Annotated in this window: 27 protein-coding genes; 12 read left to right on the top strand and 15 right to left on the bottom strand. The window is 68.9% G+C overall.

The window, feature by feature from the left end:
* Positions 1-203: 203 nt before the first annotated feature.
* The 3 genes from trxC to V7Z54_RS05170 all read right to left on the bottom strand — a co-directional run bounded on the left by trxC (position 204) and on the right by V7Z54_RS05170 (position 2,283).
* Complete coding sequence (trxC, locus tag V7Z54_RS05180; RefSeq protein WP_334134888.1) at positions 204-653, bottom strand: thioredoxin TrxC; 450 nt, start codon at positions 651-653, stop codon at positions 204-206.
* A 157-nt stretch (positions 654-810) separates the two neighbouring features.
* Entirely contained in the window at positions 811-1,005 is a 195-nt protein-coding gene (locus V7Z54_RS05175; RefSeq protein ID WP_334134887.1) for a DUF2905 family protein, read from the bottom strand.
* A 78-nt stretch (positions 1,006-1,083) separates the two neighbouring features.
* On the bottom strand, positions 1,084-2,283 hold the full coding sequence (locus V7Z54_RS05170) for a class I SAM-dependent methyltransferase (protein WP_443082433.1): 1,200 nt from the start codon (positions 2,281-2,283) through the stop codon (positions 1,084-1,086).
* A 145-nt stretch (positions 2,284-2,428) separates the two neighbouring features.
* On the opposite strand from V7Z54_RS05170, the gene V7Z54_RS05165 reads away from it, so the two are divergent.
* From V7Z54_RS05165 to V7Z54_RS05145, 5 genes are all read left to right on the top strand, one after another.
* On the top strand, positions 2,429-3,247 hold the full coding sequence (locus V7Z54_RS05165; RefSeq protein WP_334134883.1) for an SDR family oxidoreductase: 819 nt from the start codon (positions 2,429-2,431) through the stop codon (positions 3,245-3,247).
* Entirely contained in the window at positions 3,244-3,657 is a 414-nt protein-coding gene (locus tag V7Z54_RS05160; protein ID WP_334134881.1) for a dihydroneopterin aldolase, read from the top strand. The genes V7Z54_RS05165 and V7Z54_RS05160 overlap by 4 nt, the downstream gene beginning before the upstream one ends.
* A 6-nt stretch (positions 3,658-3,663) precedes the next feature.
* Positions 3,664-4,074, top strand: coding sequence for a dihydroneopterin aldolase (locus V7Z54_RS05155; protein WP_334134879.1), 411 nt, complete (start codon positions 3,664-3,666; stop codon positions 4,072-4,074).
* 62 nt (positions 4,075-4,136) lie between these two features.
* On the top strand, positions 4,137-5,129 hold the full coding sequence (ttcA, locus tag V7Z54_RS05150) for a tRNA 2-thiocytidine(32) synthetase TtcA (protein WP_334134877.1): 993 nt from the start codon (positions 4,137-4,139) through the stop codon (positions 5,127-5,129).
* A 52-nt stretch (positions 5,130-5,181) separates the two neighbouring features.
* Positions 5,182-5,808: a DUF4136 domain-containing protein gene (locus tag V7Z54_RS05145; RefSeq protein WP_334134875.1), complete on the top strand. Its 627-nt coding sequence runs from the start codon at positions 5,182-5,184 to the stop codon at positions 5,806-5,808.
* 142 nt (positions 5,809-5,950) lie between these two features.
* Here V7Z54_RS05145 and V7Z54_RS05140 read toward each other — a convergent pair whose 3' ends face one another.
* Positions 5,951-6,937: a chemotaxis protein gene (locus V7Z54_RS05140; protein WP_334134873.1), complete on the bottom strand. Its 987-nt coding sequence runs from the start codon at positions 6,935-6,937 to the stop codon at positions 5,951-5,953.
* Positions 6,938-7,066: 129 nt separating this feature from the next.
* On the opposite strand from V7Z54_RS05140, the gene V7Z54_RS05135 reads away from it, so the two are divergent.
* Positions 7,067-7,723 carry a histidine phosphatase family protein gene (locus V7Z54_RS05135; protein ID WP_334134871.1) on the top strand — a complete coding sequence of 219 codons (657 nt, stop codon included), beginning with the start codon at positions 7,067-7,069 and terminating at the stop codon, positions 7,721-7,723.
* Positions 7,724-7,838: 115 nt separating this feature from the next.
* Here the strand turns inward: V7Z54_RS05135 and ruvB are convergent, their stop codons facing one another.
* Together ruvB and ruvA are read right to left on the bottom strand one after the other, a co-directional pair.
* On the bottom strand, positions 7,839-8,906 hold the full coding sequence (ruvB, locus tag V7Z54_RS05130) for a Holliday junction branch migration DNA helicase RuvB (RefSeq protein WP_334134869.1): 1,068 nt from the start codon (positions 8,904-8,906) through the stop codon (positions 7,839-7,841).
* A gap of 7 nt (positions 8,907-8,913) precedes the next feature.
* A complete protein-coding gene (ruvA, locus tag V7Z54_RS05125) occupies positions 8,914-9,489 on the bottom strand; it encodes a Holliday junction branch migration protein RuvA (protein WP_334134867.1) in 576 nt (191 codons plus the stop codon).
* Positions 9,490-9,528: 39 nt separating this feature from the next.
* Here ruvA and V7Z54_RS05120 point away from each other — a divergent pair, with 39 nt between their 5' ends.
* Both V7Z54_RS05120 and ybeY read left to right on the top strand, forming a co-directional pair.
* The gene (locus V7Z54_RS05120; protein ID WP_334134865.1) at positions 9,529-10,470 is read left to right on the top strand and encodes a PhoH family protein; all 942 of its coding nucleotides are present in this window, start codon (positions 9,529-9,531) and stop codon (positions 10,468-10,470) included.
* A 217-nt stretch (positions 10,471-10,687) separates the two neighbouring features.
* On the top strand, positions 10,688-11,149 hold the full coding sequence (gene ybeY / locus V7Z54_RS05115) for an rRNA maturation RNase YbeY (protein WP_334134863.1): 462 nt from the start codon (positions 10,688-10,690) through the stop codon (positions 11,147-11,149).
* A gap of 166 nt (positions 11,150-11,315) precedes the next feature.
* Here the strand turns inward: ybeY and dtd are convergent, their stop codons facing one another.
* The 3 genes from dtd to tyrS are packed head-to-tail and all read right to left on the bottom strand — an operon-like array spanning position 11,316 to position 13,989.
* The gene (dtd, locus tag V7Z54_RS05110) at positions 11,316-11,759 is read right to left on the bottom strand and encodes a D-aminoacyl-tRNA deacylase (protein WP_334134861.1); all 444 of its coding nucleotides are present in this window, start codon (positions 11,757-11,759) and stop codon (positions 11,316-11,318) included.
* 13 nt (positions 11,760-11,772) lie between these two features.
* Positions 11,773-12,723, bottom strand: coding sequence for a cation diffusion facilitator family transporter (locus V7Z54_RS05105; RefSeq protein ID WP_334134858.1), 951 nt, complete (start codon positions 12,721-12,723; stop codon positions 11,773-11,775).
* Between the two features lie 9 nt (positions 12,724-12,732).
* Positions 12,733-13,989: a tyrosine--tRNA ligase gene (tyrS, locus tag V7Z54_RS05100; RefSeq protein WP_443082432.1), complete on the bottom strand. Its 1,257-nt coding sequence runs from the start codon at positions 13,987-13,989 to the stop codon at positions 12,733-12,735.
* A gap of 204 nt (positions 13,990-14,193) precedes the next feature.
* On the opposite strand from tyrS, the gene V7Z54_RS05095 reads away from it, so the two are divergent.
* Both V7Z54_RS05095 and V7Z54_RS05090 read left to right on the top strand, forming a co-directional pair.
* The gene (locus tag V7Z54_RS05095) at positions 14,194-15,537 is read left to right on the top strand and encodes a M23 family metallopeptidase (protein ID WP_334134854.1); all 1,344 of its coding nucleotides are present in this window, start codon (positions 14,194-14,196) and stop codon (positions 15,535-15,537) included.
* A gap of 15 nt (positions 15,538-15,552) precedes the next feature.
* Positions 15,553-16,734 (top strand): anhydro-N-acetylmuramic acid kinase, encoded by a 1,182-nt coding sequence (locus V7Z54_RS05090; protein ID WP_334134852.1) that lies wholly within the window; start codon positions 15,553-15,555, stop codon positions 16,732-16,734.
* A gap of 296 nt (positions 16,735-17,030) precedes the next feature.
* On the opposite strand, the gene erpA is transcribed toward V7Z54_RS05090, so the two are convergent.
* The 3 genes from erpA to rplM all read right to left on the bottom strand — a co-directional run bounded on the left by erpA (position 17,031) and on the right by rplM (position 18,545).
* Positions 17,031-17,408 (bottom strand): iron-sulfur cluster insertion protein ErpA, encoded by a 378-nt coding sequence (erpA, locus tag V7Z54_RS05085; RefSeq protein WP_334134850.1) that lies wholly within the window; start codon positions 17,406-17,408, stop codon positions 17,031-17,033.
* A gap of 303 nt (positions 17,409-17,711) precedes the next feature.
* Positions 17,712-18,104, bottom strand: coding sequence for a 30S ribosomal protein S9 (rpsI, locus tag V7Z54_RS05080; RefSeq protein WP_334134849.1), 393 nt, complete (start codon positions 18,102-18,104; stop codon positions 17,712-17,714).
* Between the two features lie 9 nt (positions 18,105-18,113).
* Positions 18,114-18,545 (bottom strand): 50S ribosomal protein L13, encoded by a 432-nt coding sequence (rplM, locus tag V7Z54_RS05075; protein WP_132962777.1) that lies wholly within the window; start codon positions 18,543-18,545, stop codon positions 18,114-18,116.
* Positions 18,546-18,806: 261 nt separating this feature from the next.
* Here rplM and V7Z54_RS05070 point away from each other — a divergent pair, with 261 nt between their 5' ends.
* Positions 18,807-19,748 carry a 23S rRNA (adenine(2030)-N(6))-methyltransferase RlmJ gene (locus tag V7Z54_RS05070; RefSeq protein WP_334134846.1) on the top strand — a complete coding sequence of 314 codons (942 nt, stop codon included), beginning with the start codon at positions 18,807-18,809 and terminating at the stop codon, positions 19,746-19,748.
* A gap of 35 nt (positions 19,749-19,783) precedes the next feature.
* Here V7Z54_RS05070 and V7Z54_RS05065 read toward each other — a convergent pair whose 3' ends face one another.
* Entirely contained in the window at positions 19,784-21,055 is a 1,272-nt protein-coding gene (locus tag V7Z54_RS05065) for an O-acetylhomoserine aminocarboxypropyltransferase/cysteine synthase family protein (RefSeq protein ID WP_334134845.1), read from the bottom strand.
* A 242-nt stretch (positions 21,056-21,297) separates the two neighbouring features.
* On the opposite strand from V7Z54_RS05065, the gene V7Z54_RS05060 reads away from it, so the two are divergent.
* Positions 21,298-22,107, top strand: a complete 810-nt coding sequence (locus V7Z54_RS05060; protein ID WP_334134843.1) for a DUF3047 domain-containing protein — start codon at positions 21,298-21,300, stop codon at positions 22,105-22,107.
* 162 nt (positions 22,108-22,269) lie between these two features.
* On the opposite strand, the gene metF is transcribed toward V7Z54_RS05060, so the two are convergent.
* Both metF and V7Z54_RS05050 read right to left on the bottom strand, forming a co-directional pair.
* On the bottom strand, positions 22,270-23,124 hold the full coding sequence (gene metF, locus V7Z54_RS05055) for a methylenetetrahydrofolate reductase [NAD(P)H] (protein ID WP_334134842.1): 855 nt from the start codon (positions 23,122-23,124) through the stop codon (positions 22,270-22,272).
* A partial coding sequence (locus V7Z54_RS05050) for a TlyA family RNA methyltransferase (protein ID WP_334134841.1) occupies positions 23,109-23,870 on the bottom strand: 762 nt, incomplete at its 5' end. The genes metF and V7Z54_RS05050, both read right to left, overlap by 16 nt.

The following is a 23,870-nucleotide window of genomic DNA, read 5'->3' as shown; positions in this document are numbered from 1 at the left end:
CGTGTACCGCGCATGGGCGGCGCGCCTCCACGACGCCTGGCGTCTGTGCGCCACCGCCCACTCCCAGATTCGCACCCGCCACCGCCCCATGCCGCGAAGTGTAGCTGTAGCGCGGCGCGCGCGGCAATCGTGGGCCCAAGGCCACCCTCCAGTCCAACCGAGCAGACCCGCGTGATATGACTGGCACCCGCGCACCGGCGGCGTCAGCGCGCGCCCACCAAGACGGCCTGCACCCAACGCACGATGTCGGCCTGCCCCATGGCGCCGGCCTGACGCGCGAGCTCACCTCCGCCCGCGAATAGGGCCAGCGTCGGGATGCTGCGGATGCCCAAGCGCGCCGCCAGCTGTGGCTCGGCCTCGGTATCGACCTTGGCCAGCCGCACGTGCGGCTCGAGCTGGCGCGCGGCAGCCTCGAAAGCCGGGGCCATCATGCGGCACGGGCCACACCACGGGGCCCAAAAGTCCACCAATACCGGAATCTGGCTGCGCCCGACGTGACGCTCGAACGATTCGGCGTCCAGCGCCACCGGGTGCCCGTCGAACAGCGGCCGGTGGCAGCGCCCGCAGTCGGGTGCTTGACCCAGCTGGTCGGCACGCACCCGGTTGGTGGTGTGGCAGTGGGGACAAACGATGTGCAAGGTTTCGGTGTTCACGACAGGCTCCCTGCGCGCCCGCGGCGCGCCCAGTTTGCTTACAAGATGGCATCCACAGGCGCATTTTCAATACATACCCATGCCGGTATTTGATGAGGTAGCCGTAGGGAATGATCGCGCCGATCCGGCGCCACCCGTCGCGACGCCCTGTCGCCCCTCACACCCAACGCGCGATGACCGACGCCAGCAGGCTGAGCAGAATGGTACTGGTCAGCGGAATGAACCACTCGCGCCCGAACAGCCGGAAATGCAGGTCACCCGGCAGTCGCCCCAGTCCCAGCCGGCGCAGTAACGGTGTCATCCAGCTGATGAGCACTAGCGCCAAAAAGATGACGATCACCCAACGGATCATGGTCGTCTCCCCACGTCACCGCGGGTGCCGCCCCACGCTGCGGCTGCGCCGCAGGCTGCACCCGCGGCGTAGCCTGCGTTACAGCGTGTGCGTGCGGTCACCATGGACGAACCCCAGCGGCATCCAGCCCTGCGCACTGACGGCTGGAGCCAGCGCGATCACCTTGAACAGCTCGCCCATCTCGTGCTCGTGCACCAACTTCAGCGCCGCCGCGCGCTCGGGCAGCGGCGCTGTATCCAGCCCGTCGAGCAACCCGGCATTAAGCAAAAAGCGCCCTTGGCTGGTGTAGCCCAACACCTGCAGCCCGGCCTCCTGCGCCGCCAGCGCGATGCCGGTGAAATTCACGTGCGCGGTGATGTCCTTGTCGCCGACGTCGGCCAGCGGGTCGGCGTCGGCGCGGTGCGCGCGGTGGCACATCAGCGTGCCCATGGCGCGCTGCGGATGGTAGTACTCGCGCTCGGGAAAGCCGTAGTCGATGAAGAAGGCCGCGCCGCGCTGCAGGCGCTGGCCCACTGTGCGCACGAAGGCTTCGGCCTGCGGGTGGATTTCGGTCAGGTAGTCGTGCGTCCCCTCAACCTCTACCGGCGGTCGCTTGTCGGTAGGCCGGTCGGTCCACACAAAGCGGGCCGCTGCGGCGTCCCACGCCACGCCGCGCTCGTGCCATTGGCCACCCACGCGGTGCAGCAGTGTCACGGGCATGGCATCCAGCACTTCGTTGCCCACCAGTACGCCTTGCAGCACGTCCGGCAAGCGGTCGTGCCAAGTCACGCGCGGCGCCCACGCCGTCAAGCGCTGCGCCTGGCGCTGCCGCAGCACCGCGGACACTTCAACGATGTGATAGCGCACCGTCCTCGGTTGGGCGCACACCCCGAAACCGGGGCACTGCGGGCCACTGCCATCGCGACCAAACGCCCCTTCGGTGTTGGGATGCGTGCCGTCATCACCACGAGCCACTGCCGTCGCTGCACATCGCGCCGGCGCTGGCGGCGTCGAAGGCGTGCCCTCGCCATCAAATACCACTGCTGTCCAGGTCTGGTCCTTGTCCAGCGCCGCCAGCAGCTGCGCTGCCAACGTGCCGTCGCCGGCGCCAAACTCCCAGATCTCGTCAGTGCCGGTGGCGGCCAGCGCCTGCGCCAGTTGCCGCGCCAGCGTGGCGCCAAAGCGCGGGCTGAGCAACGGCGCGGTAACGAAGTCGCTGCCGTCGCCCGGCCCACGGCCGAAGACGGCCGCCCCACGCGCGTAGTAGCCCAGCCCGGGGGCGTACAGCGCCAGCGCCATGAAGCGCTCAAACGGCAGCCAGCCGCCGGCGGCGGCCATTTCACGCGCGATGCACTGGCGCAGATAGCCCTGCGCGCCGGGTTGTCCGGGTTCGCCTTGCATAATTGGCCCTGATTGTCGCCGCAGATTCTGCCGCACCACAACGATGACCGCCTCCTCTGATCCGAGCGGCCGCTGGGCCCTGGTGACTGGCGCCGCGCAACGGCTCGGTCGCGAAATCGCGCTGGCGCTGGCCCGCCAGGGCTGGCACGTGGCGGTGCACTACCACCGCTCGGCCGACGCTGCGCAGCGCACCGTGGCCGAGCTGCAGGCGCTGGGCATGCGCGCCGTGGCAGTCGCGCAGGCGCTGGACGAACCCGACGCCGCCGACCGGCTGCTGGCCGCCGTGTGTGAGGCGACTGGGGCCGTGCCGCACTGTGTGGTCAACAACGCCTCCACCTTCGAGCCCGATGCCGGCAGTGACGTCACCGAGGCGTTGCTGCTGCGCCAGCTACGCGTCAACACGGTGGTGCCGGTGCTGCTGGGTCGCGCGCTGTGGGCGGCGCTGGGCGAGCGTGACGCGCGTGCCGACAGCGTGGCGGCCGGGGCCTACAGCGTGATCCACGTGCTGGACCAGAAGGTGCACAACCTGAATCCGGACTATTTCTCTTACACGATCAGCAAGCTGGCGCTGGAGCGCACGGTGGCGCTGCAGGCGCAGGCACTGGCGCCACGGGTACGGGTGTGCGGCGTCTCGCCAGGGCTGATTTATGTCAGCGGCCCCCAGTCGGAGGACAACTTCCAGCGCGCGCGCCGCGTCAACCTGCTGCGCTCGCCAATTGACCCCGCGCGGGTGGCCGAGACGGTGGCGTTTCTAGCCGGCAACCCCAGCCTGGACGGGGTGGTGGTGCCGGTGGACAATGGGCAGCATCTGGTGCCGCTGGCGCGCGACGTGATGTTCGTGGTCGGAGACGACACACCATGAATTCCGCCCTGCTGGCCTTTGCCGCGCTCGACCCGCGCCTGGCCACCGAGTGCCGCGCCATGCGGCTGCGCCGCTACGAGCGTCAGGTGCGCATCGGCATCCACGATTTCGAACGCACCGCGGCGCAGCGCCTGTGGTTCGATGTCGATCTGTGCGTGCGACTGGCGCACGCCCCTGCGGCGCGTGACCATATCGCTGAGACGCTGGATTACGACTTCATCCGCGAGGTGATCGCCGAACTGGCCGAGCGCCAGCACTTCGAGCTGCAAGAAACGCTGTGCGATGCCATCGTAGCGCGGCTGGCGGCGCAGCCCGGCGTGCAGGCGGTGCGTGTAGCCACCCGCAAACCGGACGTCTACCCGGACTGCGCCAGCGTCGGCGTCGAGCGCGTGCACCTGAACCCGTGGTAAGCCCACATGAGCCGCCCCGACCACGCCCCCACTCCCCCCGACGCCGCGCGGCTGAAGATCGGCCGTCAGGTGCTGGCGCTGACCGGTCTGCGCTTCAACGCCAACCTGGGCATCCTGGACCACGAGCGCCAGGGGCCGCAGCCAATCCAGGTGGACGCCGAGCTCAACCAGGGGCTGCAGCCGCTGCTGCCCCACGACGACGACATCCACCACGTGCTGGACTACCGCAAGGTGCGGCAGATCATCATCGACGAGTGCACGGCCGAACACGTCAACCTGCTGGAGACGTTGATCGGCAAGCTGGCGCACCGGCTGCTACAGCTGCCCGGCGTCATCGGCGTGCGCGTGCGCATCGCCAAGCTCGAGATCTTCGACGACTGCGAGGTGGCGATCCGCATGGAATGCGGGCAGTGGTAAGCGGAGGCGCCCGGTTTGCGGGACAATCGCGAACCGGTTTCACGCCCCATACCTCCCGCGCCATGGACGTCGCCTTCGAAAACCGCAAACTGGAAAAGCGCCTGTGCCGTCTGGTTGGCCAGGCCATCGACGACTACCGCATGATCGAGGATGGCGACCGCGTGATGGTGTGCCTGTCCGGCGGCAAAGACAGCTACGCGCTGCTCGACATCCTGATGCGGCTGCAGCGGCGCGCGCCAGCGCGCTTCGAGCTGATCGCGGTCAACCTGGACCAAAAGCAACCCGGCTTTCCCGCCGACGTGCTGCCCAACTACCTGCGCCAACTCGGCATCCCATTTCACATCGAAACGCAGGACACCTACTCCATCGTCAAGAAGACGATCCCCGAGGGCAAGACCATGTGCAGCCTGTGCAGCCGGCTGCGCCGCGGCATTCTGTACCGGGTGGCGCGTGAGCTGGGAGCCACCAAAATCGCACTGGGCCACCACCGCGACGACATTCTGCAGACCGTGCTGCTGAACATGTTCTTTGGCGCCAAGCTCAAGGGTATGCCGCCCAAACTGGTCAGCGACAATGGCGAGCACGTCGTCATCCGCCCGCTGGCCTACGTGCCGGAGAAAGACCTGATCCGCTGGGCGCAGGTGCAACAGTTCCCCATCATCCCCTGCACCCTGTGCGGCAGCCAGGACAACCTGCAGCGCAAGCAGGTGGGGGACCTGCTGCGCGAGTGGGACAAGCGCTATCCCGGTCGCATCAACAATATGCTGAAGGCCCTGCAAAATGTGGTGCCCAGCCATCTGATGGACCGCAAGCTGTACGACTTTGCCCGCGTGCGCGCCACCGGGCACCCCGACGCCGACGGCGATATCGCCTTCGATACCGAGGCGCTGCCGACGGCGCCCGCGTGGGCGGACCGCGACGTCGACGAGGAAGCGCCGACCACGGCCGCCGAGGCTGGCACTGCGGTAGCGTCTCAGCCCGCCCCCACCGCGGCCCGCGCCGACGGTGGGGCCATCGCGCCGCGGCGTATCATCGCGCTGACCCCCGAACCGTGAGCCCACACGCCCGCGGCGCGGCGGCCACACCGCAGCTCTGGAAAGGACGGCGATGCGTACCCTGTTGATCACCGCTTGCATGGTCTGCGCGGCCGTGCTGGCCGGCTGCGCCAGCACGCTGCGCCTGGAACATGAGGTGCGCAGTCTAGCCTCGTGGGCGGGCAGTGCACCGGCAAGCGGCGATCGCTACCGCTTCGAGCGGCTGCCCTCTCAACGCGGCGGCGAGGCCGAGCGGGAACAGGCGATGCTCGAACGGCTGGCGGAAAAGGTGCTGGCCACCCACGGCTTGCAGCGCGCCGACGCCACCGAGGCTGTCACTGCGGTGCCATGGGGCGTGCAGATCGTGGCCCGCTCGGTGCGCTATCCCTACGCGCCCTGGGATGTACCGGAGCCGCGTCCGGGCTGGCTGCCGTACGGTCAGGTGGTAATCGGGCGTGGCGCAGTCAGTGGCATCGGCCTGTACTGGCCGGTGCGTCCGCCCTACTACGTGCGTGAGCTGGCGCTGACCGTGCGCGACCGCCGCAGCGGCGACGTGGTGTATGAGAGCCGCGCGCTGCAGGATGGCCCATGGTCGGATAGCGAGGCGCTGTGGACGGCCCTGCTGCAGGCGGCGCTGGACGGCTTCCCCCAGCCACCCGCCGGACCGCGCCGCGTGGTGATCGACAGTCCGCGCCCGTAAGCCTTCCCCACGGCCTGGCCGGCATGGGCGCTGAAACGGCGACACCGCGCGCCCGTCCCCGCTGCCCTAGCCCCGACAAAGCTCGATCAGGGCTCGCCGCCGCGGCACGGTATCGTTGCTGTCCGCGCAGCCTATGCACCGCTCAGGCCGCCACCGCCTGCGCCCGAGCCAGCACACCGCGCAGGGTGTCGGCCAATTCCTTGGCAGCGAACTTGGCCACGTAGGCGTCGGCCCCGGCGCGCTGCACGTGCTGCTCGTTGGTGTCCCCGGTCAGCGAGGAGTGGATCACCACCGGGATGGCGCGCAACGTCGGGTCGCCCTTGATCTGCCGAGTCAGGGAAAAACCATCCATCTCGGGCATTTCGAGGTCGCTGAGCACCACCGCCACGCGGTCGGTCACCGGCTGCCCCTTGGCCTTGGCGTCGGCCGCCAGCTCCTGCAGCGTCTTCCACGCCTCCTGACCATTCTTGGTCATGATGAACGGCAGCTTCAGGGCCTTGAGTTCCTGTTCGATCATCGAGCGGGCGACGAAGGAGTCATCTGCCGCCAGCACGACCGCGCCGGGCTTGATCTGGACATCAGCCCCCACGTCCTCCTTCTTGACCTCGATGGACTCACTCGGCATGACGCGCTGCAGGATCGATTCCACGTCCAGAATCTGCACCAGCTTGACGCCGCCTTGGCCATCGTCGATTCGTGCGATGCTGGTGACCAGACCACGCGCCACCGACGCGGTATGGTCGGCCGGCAGGATCTGGCTCCACTCCAAACGCACGATGTCCTCGACCGATTCGGCGGCAAACGCCTGGGTAGAGCGGGCAAATTCGGTCACCAGCATCAGGTTCAGGCCGGTCTCGGGCGTGCAACCAATCACCGCCGGCAGGTCGATGACCGGAATGACCTGCCCGCGCAGGTTGACCATGCCCAGCACGTGCTGCGGCGCGCCCGCCATCGCCGTCAGTGGCGGCATCGCCACGATCTCGCGCACCTTGAAGACATTGATACCGAACAGCTCGGACTGCGCGGCGTTGGGCGCACGCCCGAGGCGAAATAGCAACATCTCGAACTTGTTCGAGCTGGTCAGGTTGGCGCGCTCGTCGACCTCTTTCTGGAATGCCGTGCTGCTCATAGAGGGCTTTCGGTTCGTCGGGGTGGGGCCGCACCAGCTGTGTCCGAGCACTTCAGGGCGCGCCCGAACACGGTGGCCGACTCGGCTACCATTCTAGGCAGTTTCGCCACCCCGTCGCAAGCTTCGCCCATGCACGCCACTCGTATTTTGGCCATCCGTCACGGTGAGACCGCCTGGAACCGCGACGCGCGCATCCAGGGCCAGCTCGACATCCCGCTCAACGACACCGGGCGCTGGCAGGCGCAACGGGTGGCGCGGGCGCTCGACGGCGAGCCTATCGACGCCCTGTACGCCAGCGATCTGGCGCGGGCGCGCGAGACGGCACAGGCCATTGCCGAGCGCCACGGCGTGCCGCTGCACACCCACGCCGACCTGCGCGAGCGGCACTTCGGCGTCTACCAGGGCCGCACCTGGGCCGAACTGGAGCAGCAGCAGCCCGCGGTGGTGCAGGCGTGGCGGGCGCGCGTGCCCGATTTCGCGCCTCCCGGTGGCGAGTCACTGCTGGCGCTGCGCGCGCGTGTCGAAGCCGCATTTGCCGAGTTGGCCGCGCGCCACCTGGGTGGGCAGATCGTGGTGGTGGCGCACGGCGGTGTGCTCGACATCCTGTACCGCGCGGCGGCGCGGGTCGATCTGCAGGCACCGCGCGCGTGGGCCATGGGCAACGCGGCCATCCACCGCGTGCTGTGGAGCGCCGACGGTGGCTTTGCGCTGCTGTCCTGGGGCGACACCCGGCACCTGGAGGAGGCCGACGAGGCCGGGCCACTGGACGAGTCGGCCAGCGCGTAACGGCTCACCCGCAGCACACGCGCCCCGCAACGGCGGCCCCGCGCGCTGGTACCTGCGCGTGCAGCGCGGCGCCGGGGTGCTCGGTCGGCTGCACACCACGGTTTACCGCGCTCCCTCAGGCCGCATCGGCGTCATCGAACAGGTCGTGGCGCGTGGGCGGGCGCAGCCCCAGGTGCCGGTAAGCCGCCAGCGTGGCCACGCGCCCGCGTGGCGTGCGCTGCAGGTAGCCCTGCTGGATCAGGTAGGGCTCGATGACGTCTTCGATCGTGCCCGGTTCCTCGCCGATGCTGGCGGCGATGTTGTCCAGTCCCACTGGGCCGCCGTCGAATTTGTGAATCACCGCCTCCAGCAGCTTGCGGTCCATCAGGTCAAAGCCGAGCGGGTCCACATCCAGCATGGCCAGCGCCCGGCTGGCGATGTCGCGCGTGATGGCCCCATTGCCCTTGACCTCGGCGTAGTCGCGCACGCGGCGCAGCAGCCGGTTGGCGATGCGCGGCGTGCCGCGCGAGCGGCGCGCGATTTCGAAGGCCCCCTCGGGATCGATGCGCGCCCCCAGCAGCGCGGCGCTGCGCGTCACGATCGCGGTCAATTCCTCGGGCGTGTAGAACTCCAACCGCGCCACGATGCCGAAGCGATCGCGCAGCGGGTTGGTGAGCATCCCGGCGCGGGTGGTGGCCCCCACCAGCGTAAAGGGCTGCAGATCGAGCTTGATCGAGCGCGCCGCCGGCCCCTCGCCGATCATGATGTCGATCTGATAGTCCTCCAGCGCGGGATAGAGAATTTCCTCCACCACCGGTGAGAGGCGGTGGATCTCGTCGATGAACAAAACGTCGTTGGGTTCCAGATTGGTCAGCAGCGCTGCCAGATCCTTGGGCTTTTCCAGCACCGGGCCGCTGGTCTGGCGCAGGTTGACGCCGAGCTCGTGCGCGATGATGTGTGACAGCGTCGTCTTGCCCAACCCCGGCGGACCAAACAGCAGCACGTGGTCCAGCGCCTCGCCGCGGCGCTTGGCCGCGCCGATGAAGATTTCGAGCTGCTCGCGCACCTTGGCCTGGCCCACGTACTCGGCCAGGCCTTTGGGCCGAAGCGCGCGCTCCAGCGCCTCCTCGCGGCTGTTTTCGGGCGCGGCCGACACCAGACGCTGGCGCGGCAACGGTGCGAAATCGTCGGTCTGAATCGCCATCGCCGCCTCATTTGGCCAGCGCCTTTAGCGCCAGCTTGATTCCCTCGCTCACGCCTACCCCCGCCGGCAGCGCCTTCAGCGCCGCCGCGGCCTCGCGCTCGCTGTAGCCCAGCGCCAGCAACGCCTGCTGGATGTCGGCCTGCGCCGCATCGATGGCGGCCACCGGCGGCGGCGCCAGCTCGGGCGCCAGCCGACCCTTGAGTTCCAACAGCAACCGCTCGGCCGTCTTTTTGCCGATACCCGGGATCTTGAGCAATCGCGCCGACTCTTGCGCCGCCACCGCTTGCGCCAGCTCCGCCACACTCAGGCCCGACAGCAGCGCCAGCGCTGTGCGCGGCCCCACGCCGCTGATGCGGATCAGCTCGCGAAACGCCACCCGCTCGGCAGCGGTGGCAAAGCCGAACAGCGTCTGCGCATCCTCGCGCACCACCAGGTGCGTCAGCAGCGCCACCCGCTCACCGGCCGCGGGCAAACCGTAGAAGGTGCTCATCGGCACCTCGACCTCGTAGCCCACGCCGTGGCAGTCGATCAGAATCTGCGGCGGATGCTTGTCCAGCAGCGTGCCGGTGAGTTTGCCTATCATTGGGGTTTGGCCCTCGGTGCTTTATTCGGAATTATCCGCTTGATCCTGCGTCACGCCTTCACCCCCGCCGACAACACGCGCCTTGCGCACCTGTGTGGCCCGCTGGATGCGCACTTGCGCACCGTCGAGGCAGCGTTGCAGGTGCGCATTGCGCGCCGCGCCGAGCATTTTCGCGTCGAAGGCCCCAAGGCCAGCGCCACGCAGGCGATGGAGGTGCTGCAGGCGTTGTACGAGTTGGCGCGCGAGCCCATCGCCACCGAGACCGTGCAGCTGATGCTGGCGGGCGATCCCCCAGCCGAAGCCAGCAGCGTGGCGGGCCCGGTGTTGCAGACCCGGCGTGGCGAAATCCGCGGTCGCACCGCCAACCAAGCGCGCTACCTGGCGGCCATCGCGGCGCACGACATCACCTTCGGCATCGGCCCCGCGGGCACCGGCAAAACCTATCTGGCCGTGGCCTGCGCGGTCGATGCCCTGCAGCGCAGCGCCGTGCAGCGACTGGTGCTGACGCGCCCGGCGGTGGAAGCCGGCGAGCGGCTGGGCTTTTTGCCGGGCGACCTGGCGCAAAAGGTGGACCCCTACCTGCGCCCGTTGTTCGATGCGTTGTACGACCTGATGGGATTGGAGGCGGTGCAAAAGGCGCTAGAGCGCCAGCAGATCGAGATCGCGCCGCTGGCTTTCATGCGCGGGCGCACCCTCAACCATGCGTTCGTCATCCTCGATGAAGCGCAAAACACCACGCCCGAGCAGATGAAAATGTTTCTGACCCGCATCGGCTTTGGCTCTAAAGCCGTCATCACCGGCGACGTCAGCCAGATCGACCTGCCGCGCACGCAGCTGTCGGGGCTGATCGACGCTGAGCGCGTGCTGCGCCGCGTGCAGGGCATCGCCTTCACCCACCTGAGCAGCGCCGACGTGGTGCGCCACCCGCTGGTGGCGCGCATCGTCGATGCCTACGAGGCGCGCCCCCGTCCGCTCGAATGACCGTCACTGCCCTGGATCCACGCAGACGCCACCGGCACCGCCAGCGCCCACGGTCATCCCCGTGGGGACGAATCATGCGGGATTTCGGGGCCGCATTGACATCGCTACGGGGGTCTGGCCGCATACCCACGGCGCTGCGCTCTGGCCTCATCCACCTTTTCTTCAACCACTGGCCTCGGCTGGGCGCTTGCTCAGCGGGGCCACGGTTTGTTCGCATATGCCATTGCCTTACCTGACCCTATCCCTGCAGTTCGCGCGCTTTGATGGCGTGGCCGAGCATCGCGCCGCACTCCCCCGTCACGCGGTGCAGCGCTGGCTGCGCCACGCGCTGCAGCGCGATGGCGAACTGACGGTGCGCGTCGTCGGCGAAGCGGAAGGGAGGGCGCTGAACCGCGACTTCCGCGGCAAGGACTACGCCACCAACGTGCTGACCTTCGACTACGCCCACGAACCGGTGGTGATGGCCGACCTGGTGCTGTGCGCGCCGGTGGTGGCACGCGAGGCGGCCGAGCAAGGTAAGCCGCTGCGGGCCCACTACGCGCATCTGCTGGTGCACGGGGCGCTGCACGCGCAAGGCTGGGATCATGAGACCAGCGAGGCCGAGGCCGAGGCGATGGAGGCGCGCGAGATCGCCATCCTGGCGGCGCTGGGCTTTGCCAACCCGTATGCCGAGCGCTGAGGTGATTCGGACCAGCGTTAGCCCCTGGCGGACATGGCGTGGCCAGCCCCAACTCGGATGCCATCGGGGTCAACCGGCCATTCGGCGCCTTCGCGGGACACAGTCTCCCCCACCGGTCTCTTGAGCGCATGAGCGGTCACGGCAACGCTGCGCCGCCGCTGCCGCGTCAGGGGCGCAGTTCGATGGGGATCGTCACCGGCCCGTCGTTGACCAGGTGTACCTGCATGTCGGCGCCAAAGCGCCCGGTAGCCACCTGTGGGTGCGCAGCGCGCGCCGCCGCCACGAAGTGGTCGTAGAGCCGCTGGCCTTCGGCCGGCGGCGCAGCGCCGGTGAAGCTGGGGCGGTTGCCGCCACGCGTGTCGGCCGCCAGCGTAAACTGGCTTACCACCAGCAAACCGCCGCCCACATCCTGCACGCTGCGGTTCATCTTGCCCGCCTCGTCGGCGAAGATACGCAGCTTCAAAATCTTGGCCAGCAGCCGATCGGCCACGGCGGGGGTATCCCCCACTTCGGCACACAGCAGCACCAGCAGGCCAGGGCCTATCGCGCCCATCGTCTCACCGTTGATATCGACACGCGCCTGGCGCACGCGCTGCAACAGGGCTTTCACCGCCGCGCGCTCCTCACTTCAGGTCATGCGGGTCGTCGAAATGGGCCTCGACATCACTGGGCAACAGCTGGATGGTGGCACGCAGGCCCGGCACCGCGCTCATCAGCGCCTGCTCCACGCTCAGGCGCAGCGCCGCCGCGCGCCCCAGCGTCCAGCTGGCCGGCATGTGCATGTGCAGATCCACATAGCGGCGCTGGCCGGCCTTGCGCGTGTGCACATGGTCGAAGCGCACGATGGACACGCCGTCGCGCTGGTGCACGAAGCCCTGCAGCACGCGGTCGATCTCGGCGCGCACCTCGGGCTCCACCGCCTCGTCCATCAGGCCCTGCGAGGACTGCCACAGCAAATGCACCCCCTCGCGCGCGATGTTGGCACCCACCGCCAGCGCCACCAGCGGATCCAGCCACAGCCAGCCGGTGGCGCCCGCCAGCGCCAAGCCAGCGATCACCCCGACCGACGTCCACACGTCAGTAAACAGGTGGCGGGCGTCACCCTCCAGCGCCGCCGAGCGGTGCACGCGGGCGGCGCGCAGCATCACCCAGGCCAACATGCCGTTGAGCGCCGAGCTCAGCACCGACAGCGCCAGTCCCCAATCCAGGCGCTGCAGCGGCTGCGGCGCCCACAGGCGCTGCAGCGCCGCCCAGGCGATGCCGATGGCTGCCGCCAGGATCAACAGCCCCTCGAACCCGGCCGAAAAGTACTCCGCCTTGTGGTGACCGTACGGGTGCGTGTCGTCGGCCGGGCGCGCCGCCACCGTCACCATCCACAGCCCGAAGGTGGCACCCGCCAGGTTGACCACCGACTCCAGCGCATCCGACAGCAGCCCCACCGAGCCGGTCAGCCACCACGCCAGGGTCTTGAGCACAATGGTGGCGATGGCCACGGCCACCGACACCGCCAGCAGACGCTGTGGCGTCAGGCGCTGCCACAGCGGCGTCGCGAACGTCGATGGCGGTGCGGACATCGCAACCCCTCAGGCCAGCGTCACACGGGCAAATTTACGTTTGCCGACCTGCACCACGTAGGTGCCAGCGGCCAGCTTCAGCCCCTTGTCACTGACGACGTCGCCATCCACGCGCACGCCACCGCCATCGATGAGGCGGTTGGCCTCGCTGGTGGATGGCGCCAGCCCGGCGCTCTTGAGCAGCACCCCGATGCCCAGCGGCGCCCCCTGCAGCGTCACCTCCGGGATGTCGTCGGGAATACCGCCGCGGGCGCGGTGGATGAAGTCCTGCTCCGCAGCGTCAGCGGCCTGCGCGCTGTGAAAGCGCGTCGTGATCTCCCGGGCCAGCAGCACCTTGACGTCGCGCGGATTGCGGCCGGCTACCACCTCGCGCCGCAACGTCTCGATCTCGGTGAGCGGGCGCAGCGACAGCAGCGGATACCAGCGCCACATCAGCTCGTCGCTAATCGACATCACCTTGGCAAACATGGTGTTGGCGTCTTCGGTGATGCCAATGTAGTTACCTTTGGACTTGGACATCTTCTCCACGCCGTCCAGTCCCTCCAGCAGCGGCATGGTCAGGATGCACTGCGGCTCTTGGCCATATTCTTGTTGCAGATGGCGGCCCATCAGCAAGTTGAACTTCTGGTCGGTGCCGCCCAGCTCCAGGTCGGCGCGCAGCGCCACCGAATCGTAGCCCTGCATCAGCGGGTACAGGAACTCGTGGATCGAGATTGGCGTGCCCGCCTTGAAGCGCTTGGTAAAGTCGTCGCGCTCCATCATGCGCGCCACGGTGTACTTGGCGGCAAGCTGGATGAGACCGCGCGCACCCAGCGCATCGCTCCACTCGCTGTTGTAGCGGATCTCGGTGCGGTCCGGATCGAGCACCAAGCTGGCTTGGCGGTAGTAGGTTTCGGCGTTGGCCTGGATTTGCTGCGGGGTCAACGGCGGGCGCGTGGCATTGCGCCCGGACGGGTCACCAATCAGCGAGGTGAAGTCACCGATCAGAAAGATCACCGTGTGGCCCAGGTCCTGCAGCTGGCGCAGCTTGTTCAGCACCACCGTGTGACCCAAGTGGATGTCCGGGGCGGTGGGATCCAGACCCAGCTTGATGCGCAGCGGCTGGCCGCTGGCTTCGCTGCGGCGCAACTTGTGCACCCACTCAGCCGCTGGCAGCAGCTCTTCACAGCCGCGCAGCGTCACCTCCAGCGCCGCGCGCACGGCGTCGGACGCACCGTCGAGGGCCTGTGCCACGGTGTCAGAGGAAAGAACTGTATCTTTGTTCATGAGGACTAACCCGGGTGACAGCCACGATCAGGGGGGTATACTGCGGCCATTCGCGCGCCGACTGCGCGCCGTGACGGAGTCATGGCTGGCACGTACCGTGCTTCGGATTGTAGTCGGCGGTTTTTCCCATCGTTTGGGGTGCGGGGCCGGTTCCATCGGGCACCGCACTGGCCGGGCGGCCGAGCCGCCCGCTGCGCACTTGGCATGAACGGTCCGATCATCGATTCCGCCCGTCAGTGGCTGCAACGACACCCCCGCCACGTCACTGCCGCTGTGGCCCTGGTGCTTCTAGGCACCGGCGTGACCGCATTCGGCACCGGCCCGCTCGACGCTGCCATTGAGCGACTGCCCCAGACCACGGTAGTGCAAACGCTGGCGTTGCCCGCCGCAACGGCAAACGACACCCCGGCTGCTGCCCCCTTCGTGCTGCACCGCAGTGACTTGACCCGGCGCGACGATACACTGGCCACCCTACTGCAGCGCTTGGGTGTGCGCGAAACGGCGGCGCTAGAGCGCCTGCGCCGCGAGCCGGCCATGGGTGAATTGTGGCGCGGCCAGCCTGGCAAGCTGGTCAGCGTGGAGGTGGACGACGAGGGGCGGCTGTTGCGCTTGCAGGCGCGCTGGCTCGGACGTGCGGAGGACACCGTATTTCAGCGGCTGGACGTGCGGCGCGACGTGAACAACGGCAGCACTTGGCGGGTGCAGCGCGACAGCGCCCCGCTGACCACGTCGGTGCGGCTGGCCAGCGGCACCATCCGCACCTCGCTGTTCGCGGCCACCGACGCCGCCCGGCTGCCGGATTCGGTGGCCTCCCAGCTGGCCGATCTGTTCGGCGGCGAGATCGACTTCCGGCGCGACCTGCGCTCCGGCGACACGTTTGCGGTGGTGTACGAGGCGCTGGAGGCCGACGGCGAGCTGCTGCGCTACGGGCGGCTGCTGGGTGCCGAATTCATCAACAACGGGCGGCGGCACCAGTTGGTGTGGTTCCAGCCACCCGGTGGCCGCGGCGCTTACTACACCTTGCAAGGCAACAGCCTGGTGCGCGCCTTTTTGGCCTCCCCGCTGGCCTTTACCCGCGTCAGCAGCGGCTACGGCATGCGCTTTCACCCGGTGCACGGCGACCGGCGCGCCCACCTGGGGGTGGACTACGCGGCCCCCACCGGCACCCCGGTGCGGGCGGTGGCCGACGCCACGGTGGACTTCGCTGGCTGGCGGCGCGGCTACGGCAACGTCGTCATCCTGCAGCACAAAAATGGGCGCCAGACGCTGTACGCGCATCTGAGCCGCATCGACGTGCGCAAGGGCCAGCGCCTGCAGCAGGGGCAGACGCTGGGGGCGGTGGGCGCCACCGGCACCGCCACCGGGCCGCATCTGCACTTCGAGTACATCGTCAACGGCCAGCACCGTGACCCGATGACGATTGCCCGCGACAACCCTGGCGGCGAGCCGATCGAGGCGCGCTGGCGCGCCGTCTTTGCCGAACACGCCGCGGGCATGCGCACGCAGCTGGCGGCGGCGGCCACGATCGTGCAGGCCAGCGCCGAGTAAGCCCTGGCAGTTGGCATGCGCTGCATCGGGCTGATGTCGGGCACCTCGCTCGACGGCGTCGATGGCGTGCTGGCGGAGCTGGGTGACGGGAACAGCGCCCGGGTACTGGCAGACGTCGCCCTGCCGATGCCGGCCGACCTGCGCGCCCGGTTGCTGGCGCTGCAGCACAGCGGCCCGGATGAGCTGCACCGCGCCGCGCAGGCGGGCGCGGCGCTAAGCGACCTGTACGCCCAGGCAGTACGCACGCTGCTGCAGCACAGCGGGTTGCGCGCGCGCGACGTGGCGGCCATTGGCGCGCATGGACAGACCGTGCGCCACGTGCCGCCGGGCCACCCCGCGCTGCGCCCCGGCGACGTGCCGTACACGGTGCAGCTGTTGGCCCCGGCGCGGCTGGCCGAAGCCACCGGCATCGCTGTGGTGGCTGACTTTCGCAGCCGGGATCTGGCCGCTGGCGGTCAGGGCGCGCCGCTGGTGCCCGCGTTTCACCGGGCGGCCTTCTGGCGCCCGGGGCAGGCGCTGGCGGTGGTCAACATCGGCGGCATTGCCAACGTAACGCTCATCGATGCGGGCGGCCACGTGCGCGGCTTCGACACCGGCCCGGGCAACGTGCTGCTGGACGCCTGGTGCGAACGCCACACCGGTGCGCCATACGACGCCGACGGAGCCTGGGCGCGGCAGGGGCAGGTGCTGCCCGCGTTACTGCAGGCGTGCCTGGATGATCCCTACTTTCAGCGACGCGGCGCTCGCAGCACTGGCCGCGACCACTTTCACCTCGGCTGGCTGGACGAGCGGCTGCGCACCTGCGGCCTGCATGCAGCCGCCGCCGACGTACAGGCAACCTTGGTCGCCCTGACGGCCGAGACGATCGTCCGCGCTATTGCGCTGCCGGCCTCGGCACCCAGCGCCCAGGAGCAGACGCCGACGGCGGCACCCCAGCCGGCCTCGGCGACAGCACCTACCGAGGTCTTGGTCTGCGGTGGCGGTGCGCTCAACGGCGCGCTGATGCTGGCTCTGGCCGAACGGCTGCACCCAACACCGGTACGACCGACCGTCAGCCGTGGCTGGCCCGTGCAGTGGGTGGAAGCAGCAGCGTTTGCCTGGCTAGCACAACAAACGCTGTTGCGACGCCCCGGCAATGTGCCCGAGGTCACGGGAGCAGCGGGCCCGCGTGTGTTGGGCGCCATCTATCCCCCGTAAGCCGCGCAACCTGGCGTCAGACGCAGCCGCGCCGCGTCCGCCACCGCCGGTCAAGCACTGCGCCTGCGCAGGGCCGCGCTCCAGCCCCCAGTCTGACGCAGGCGGCATTGCCACGCCGCAGCGGCTGGTGGCACCTGTTTTAGGGCGACACTGAATCACCGAATGATTGGCGGCGCGGGCACATCGCTGCGTTACGTAGTGTTCGCTGCATCACCTGAGGCCCGGTGATGTCTTGGCCGCTGCGCTCTGTGCGCCGTTGCGCGGTATCCCGCTTGCCGACTTGCTTTAGCGTTTCCTTAGCCGACGCTGAAGCTGGAGCCGCAGCCGCAAGTGGTCGTCGCGTTCGGGTTGCGGATCACGAACTGCGCCCCTTGCAGGTCTTCCTTGTAGTCGATTTCGGCGCCGACCAGATACTGGTAACTCATCGCGTCGATCAGCAGCGTGACCCCGTTCTTGGTCATCTGGGTGTCGTCTTCGTTGACGACCTCATCGAACGTGAAGCCGTACTGGAAGCCGGAGCAGCCGCCGCCCTGCACGAATACGCGCAGCTTCAGGTCTGGGTTGCCCTCTTCGGCGATCAGCTCGGCCACCTTAGCGGCCGCGGCGTCGGTGAAGATCAGCGGCGCGGGCATTTCGGCGGTGGTCTGGGCGGTGGTTTCGGCAACAGCAGTCATGGCAGCATCCTCGTCTCGATCTGGGCCCTCCGCTGGCGCGACACCAGTGCGGCGCCGCGCGCGGTGGGCGACCAGGCGCCCCCAGCGGGGCGCATAGCACAAGCATAGCAAAGCGCCAGCCGAAGCCGACAGCCGGGGCGATATCCCTGCTGTGGGCAGGGACGCCCGCCCGGGGGGCTGGCGGCACGGGCAACGACCGTTGGCATGGGCGCGGCGTCACGGTCCAGCCCCCACACCCACGGCGGGCGCGCCAAAAAATGCCCGCGCAGCGGGCGCGGGCACTGGACTCGGGCAGGACGCTGATCAGCGCTTGCTGAACTGCTTGGCGCGACGGGCCTTGCGCAGACCCACCTTCTTGCGCTCGACCTCGCGGGCGTCACGCGTGACGTAACCGGCGGCGCTCAGCGCTGGCTTCAGGCTCGGGTCGTAGTCGATCAGCGCACGGGTGATACCGTGACGCACCGCGCCCGCCTGGCCGGATTCGCCGCCACCGTGGACGTTGACCATGATGTCGAACGTCTCCAGGTGGTTGGTCAGCACCAGCGGCTGCTTGGCGATCATGATCGAGGTTTCGCGCCCAAAGTAGTCCTGGATGTCGCGTCCGTTGATCGTGATCTTACCGGAGCCCTTCTTCAGGAACACGCGCGCGACGCTGGATTTGCGACGGCCCGTGCCATTGTTCCATTCACCAATCATGGCCGCTCCTTAGATTTCCAACACCTTGGGTTGCTGCGCGCCGTGCGGGTGCTCAGGGCCGGCGTAGACCTTGAGCTTCTTGATCATGGCGTAGCCCAGTGGGCCCTTGGGCAGCATGCCCTTGACGGCCTTCTCCAGCGCGCGGCCCGGGTGCTTGGCCTGCATGTCGCGGAAGTTGATGGAGCGGATGCCGCCCGGATAGCCGGTGTGGCGATAGTAGATCTTGTCCTGGGCTTTGTTGCCCGTGACGCGGATCTTGTCGGCGTTGACGACGATGATGAAGTCGCCCGTGTCGACGTGAGGGGTGTAGATGGCCTTGTGCTTGCCGCGCAGTCGGCGTGCCACTTCGCTGGCGACACGTCCGAGCACCTTGTCGGTGGCGTCAATCACAAACCACTCATGCACCACCTCAGCGGGCTTGGCGCTGAAGGTCTTGGTCATGTCAGGTTCCTGTGGTTTGGCGGGCTCTTTTCCGCGGTCGGCGCTGCTCTGTCGGCAGCCTCTTAGGCGGGGTGGGGATTTTCGCCGCGGAGCCACGAAGCGCTGCGAAAACGTGAAAGTTTACCCCAAACGCGCGTCAGAGGTTGACAGGGACATATCAGACCGTTGCCCCAGCGCTGGCAATGTTCCCGCCCCGCCCCCTGGACGCATACCACGGTAGCGCTTGCCGGCATCCGTAGCCGGCTCCGCTACCATCAGTCTATGTTGAGCTACCGCCACGCCTTTCATGCCGGCAACCATGCCGATGTGCTCAAGCACCTTACCCTGCTGGGCGCACTGCAACGCTTGCAAGGAAAGCCAGGCGGCCTGCTACTGGTGGACACCCACGCCGGCGCCGGTCTGTACCGGCTCGACCAGACCGAGGCGCAGACCTCGGGCGAAGCGGCACAGGGCGTGCTGGCATTGGCGCAGGCGCTCGATGCCGGCGCCGACACGGCCGCTCGGCCCGATCTGATCGAGGCCCTGCGCCAGCACCTGAACGCCTTCAACGACGGTGGCCCCTGGCGGGTCTACCCCGGTTCACCGGCGTGGATGCACGCGCTGCAGCGCCCGCAGGACCGGCTGGCCTTGTTCGAACTGCACCCCACCGACGGGCGGCTGCTGGACCGCACCGTGCGGCGCTGGTTGGAGCACACGCCACGCTCATCCATCGTGTTGCGGCGCGACAACGGCTTCGAGGGACTCAAAGCCCTGCTGCCGCCCTCCGAGCGGCGCGCGCTGGTGCTGATCGACCCCAGCTACGAACTGAAGTCGGACTACGCCGCCGTGGCGGCTGCGGTGGACGAGGCACTGCGGCGATGTGCAACCGGCTGCGTGCTGGTGTGGTACCCGGTGATTGGCCGCGCGCAAGCGCACGCACTGCCGCGGCGGCTGCGCGCGCTGGCCGAGCGCGCCGCACGCCCCTGGCTGCGCGCCGAACTGCACGTGGGCGGCGTGGCCGACGCGGCGGCACGCGCGGCGGCGGCGCGCGGGCGCGCGCACGGCACCTTGCGCGCCAGCGGCATGTTCGTCATCAACCCACCGTACACGCTGGCCGAGCGGCTGCGCGCGGCACTCGTTTGGCTGCTGCCAACGCTGCGCCAGGGCCCGGGAGCGCAAGCCTCGGTGCAGACATCCAACGATGCCCCCGTCTTGCGCGCCTGAGCGCGCCACCGCTGCCGTCGCCCATCGGCCGCGCTTTACGCCACGGCCAGCGCCTGCTCCAAGTCGGCGCGCAGGTCATCGATGTGCTCGATGCCCACGCACAGGCGCACCGTATCCTCGGTGACACCCGCCTTGGCCAGCTCCTCGGGCGAGAGCTGGCGGTGCGTGGTAGAGGCCGGGTGCGTGGCCAGCGAGCGCACGTCGCCGATGTTGACCAGCCGGGTAAACAGCTGCAGCGCATCCAAAAAACGCTCGCCCGCGGCGCGGCCCCCTTCGATACCAAACGTCAGCAGCCCCGAGGCCCGCCCGCTCAGGTAGCGCTGCGCCAACGCGTGGTAGGGGTCGTCCGGCAGGCCGGCGTAGCGCACCCAGCGCACCTTGGGGTGCGCGCGCAAAAACTGCGCCACCGCCAGCGTGTTGTCGCAGATGCGATCCATGCGCAGCGGCAATGTCTCGATCCCCTGCAGGATCAGGAAGGCGTTGAACGGCGAGATCGCCGCGCCCATGTTGCGCAGCGGCACCACCCGCGCGCGCCCGATGTAGGCTGCCGCGCCCAGCGCCTCGGTGTAGACGACGCCGTGGTAGCTGACGTCGGGCTCGTTCAGGCGCCGAAAACGCGCTTGGTGCTCGGCCCAGGGGAAGCGACCCGAATCGACGATGGCACCGCCGACGCTGTTGCCGTGCCCGCCCAGATATTTGGTCAGCGAATGCACGACGATGTCGGCGCCATGCTCGAACGGGCGGCACAGGTAGGGGCTGGGCACGGTGTTGTCCACGATGAGCGGCACGCCATGGCGGTGCGCGATGACCGCCAGCGCCGCGATGTCGGTAACGTTTCCGCGCGGGTTGCCCATCGATTCGCAATACAGCGCCTTGGTGCGCTCATCGATCAGCGGCTCGAACGTTTCGGGCCGGTCGCTGTCGGCAAAGCGCACCTCGATGCCGTACTGCGGCAGCGTGTGGGCAAACAGGTTGTAGGTGCCGCCGTACAGCGTCGAGGCCGAGACGATGTTGTCACCCGCCTCGGCAATCGTCTGGATGGCATAGGTGATGGCCGCCTGCCCCGAGGCCAGCGCCAGCGCACCCACGCCGCCTTCGAGCGCCGCCAACCGCTCCTCCAGCACCGCCTGGGTCGGGTTCATGATGCGCGTGTAGATGTTGCCCGGCACCTTGAGGTCAAAGAGGTCGGCACCGTGCTGCGCGCTGTCGAAGGCGTAGGCCACCGTCTGGTAGATGGGCGGCACCACGGCCTTGGTGCTGGGGTCGGGGCGATAGCCGGCGTGCACGGCTTGGGTCTCGAAACGCATGAAGCCTCCTCGCGGTCGGGGTGATGGGGATGTCAAACAGGCCGCTACCTTAGCGCAGCGGCGCACTCCTGTCGAATACCGTGTCGTCATACCGATCGGCGAGGGCGTCATGAAACCGTCACGGCGGGCCGGGGGCGGCGCTGCTACCATCCGTGCCGCAGCCGTCGCACCCACAACGCACGGCCGCTCTATCGGCCCCCACCGCCTGCGCAGTCTCCGGCACCCGGATGTCACACGCCCCAGTGTCCAACCCAACGCTTCACCCTAGCCATGATGTCGATACCGCGCGCCGTCTGGCCCTGCGGACTACCCTGAGCGCGTTGGGCGCGGTGGCAGTGGGGCTGGTCGGCTGCGCCACCACACCGGCCAGCCCCGGCGACGACGACGCGGCGACGCTGGCCCGGTCGGACTGGGCGCGCGCCTCGTTGCTGGCGCCCGACGGGGTGTGGGAGCATCACGTGTTCCCGCAGCGCCGGCCCACCCGCTACACAGCCGGCCGGCATCAGGGGCGCGCCGCCCTGCACGCCGACAGCGACGCCGGGACGTCTGCCGTGCGCATGCGCCTGCGCGTGCCCGCCGCCGAGCTGGGCACGCTGCGCTGGTCGTGGTGGGTGGATGCGCTCGATGAGCGCTACGACCCGCGTCAGCGCGACAGCGACGACGCCGTGGTGCGTGTGTTGCTGACGTTCGAGGGCGGGCGCGAGCGCTGGAGCGCGCGCGACCACAGCCTGTCCGAGTTAGCGCGGCTGGTCACCGGCGAGCCGTTGCCAGACGCCACACTCATGTACCTGTGGGATGCCCGGCTGCCCGTCGGCACCGTGATCGAGCATCCGGCGACGGGCCGCATCCGCAAGCTGGTGGTGTGCAGCGGCCCAGCCGATCTGGGCCGCTGGGTGGACTTGGAGCGCGATGTGCTGGCCGATATGGCGCACTGCTTTGGAGAGACGCCGCAGGCGCTGACCGGCGTTGGCCTGATGACCGACGCCAACAACACCGGCTCTCGGGCACGCGCCTGGTATGGCCCGCTGGCGCTGACACGCCGCCGCAGCTGATGCAGCGGCTTAGCCGGCGGGTGCGGGTCGGCGGCACGGCAGCAGGCGCGTCAGTGGCCCGCCCCACCACCGCGGCGTTCTCAACATGGCCTTCCCACCACAACCTCCCCACCAAGGCCGGGCCACCTGAGCCCACCCTCCGAGAAACCGGGCAAGCAGCCGCTAGCCCAAGGCCGGGGCCGACGGCGGCAGCAGATCGAGCCGCTGCAGGATGGTCAGCACCGCGTCGGCCTGATTCATGGTGTAGAAATGCAGGCCCGGCACCCCTGCCGTGCGCAGCTGGTCGCACAGATCGGTCACCACGTCCAGCCCGAAGGCACGGATCGAGGCGACGTCGTCGCCGAAGCCCTGCAGCCGCAGCCGGATCCAGCGCGGGATCTCGGCCCCGCAGGCATCCGAAAACCGCATCAGCTGCGCAGCGTTGGTGATGGGCATGATACCCGGCACGATGGGGATGTCCACCCCCAGCGCGGCGGCTTCATCGACGAAGCGGAAGTAGGCGTCGCTGTTGAAGAAGTACTGCGTGATGGCGCTGTCGGCCCCGGCGCGCACCTTGGTGGCAAACGCCTGCAGATCGGCCTGCGGCGAGCGCGCCTGCGGGTGCGTCTCGGGGTAGGCGGCCACCTCGATGTGAAAGGCCTGTCCAAACTCGGCGCGGATGAAAGCCACCAGATCGCTGGCGTAGGCAAACTCACCGCCCAGCCCGTAGCCGCTGGGCAGGTCGCCGCGCAGCGCCACCAGTCGGCGCACGCCTATCGCGTGCAGTTCGGCCAGTTGGGCACGCACGCGCTCACGCGTAGCGCCGATGCACGAAAAATGCGCCGCTGCGGGCACGCCTTCGGCCAGGATTTCCCCCACGGTGTGAAAGGTGCCCTCCTGGGTGGAACCGCCCGCCCCGTAGGTGACCGAGCAAAACTGTGGCCGCGCCGCATACAGGCGCTGGCGCACGGCGCGCAATTTGTCCGCCCCCTCGGGCGTCTTGGGCGGAAAGAACTCGAAACTCAGCGGCACAGCCATACAAAAAACTCCCGGTTTCCGTCGCCACCGGCGATCGGGCTGTCAAAGTAGTCACGCAACTGCAGGCCCAAGGCCGCGGCGGCGTCTTCGATGCGCGCGCGCACCCGAGCATAGGCCGCGGGGTCACGCACCAAGCCGCCCTTGCCGATGTCAGACGGCTGCAGCTCGAACTGCGGTTTGACCAGCATCAGCATCTGACCATCGGCGGCCAGCAGCGGCAACAGCGCCGGCCACACCAGGGTCTGCGAGATAAAGGACAAGTCACCCACGATGAGGTCGAACGGCGCAGCCGCCGCCGCACCCGCAGCTCGCACCAGCACGTCGGCGCTGAGCGCGCGCGCATTGCAGCGCTCCACCACCACCACGCGCGGGTCGTTGCGCAGCCGCTCGTGCAGCTGGCCGTGGCCCACATCCACCCCTACCACGCACGCGGCACCGGCCTGCAGCAAACAGTCGGTAAAGCCGCCGGTGCTCTGTCCCACGTCCAGACAGCGCCAACCGGTCACCACCACACCGGTGTGCGCCAGCGCCCCGGCCAGCTTCAGGCCGCCGCGCGACACAAACCGCAGCTCGGCGTCGTCCAGCAGCTCGACGGCGGCGTCTGCAGGCAGCGCCTCGCCGGCCTTGGTCAGCGGCTGCCAGCCCGCGGCCCCACGCCAGCGCACCGCGCCGCGCTCAATGAGGCGCTGCGCAGCCGACCGCGTGGGTGCCAACCCCCGCGCCACCAGCATGCGATCCGCACGCAT

The organism is Tepidimonas sp. (genome assembly GCF_036824975.1).
GTDB lineage: Bacteria > Pseudomonadota > Gammaproteobacteria > Burkholderiales > Burkholderiaceae_C > Tepidimonas.
This window is presented reverse-complemented; position numbering and strand designations above follow the sequence as displayed.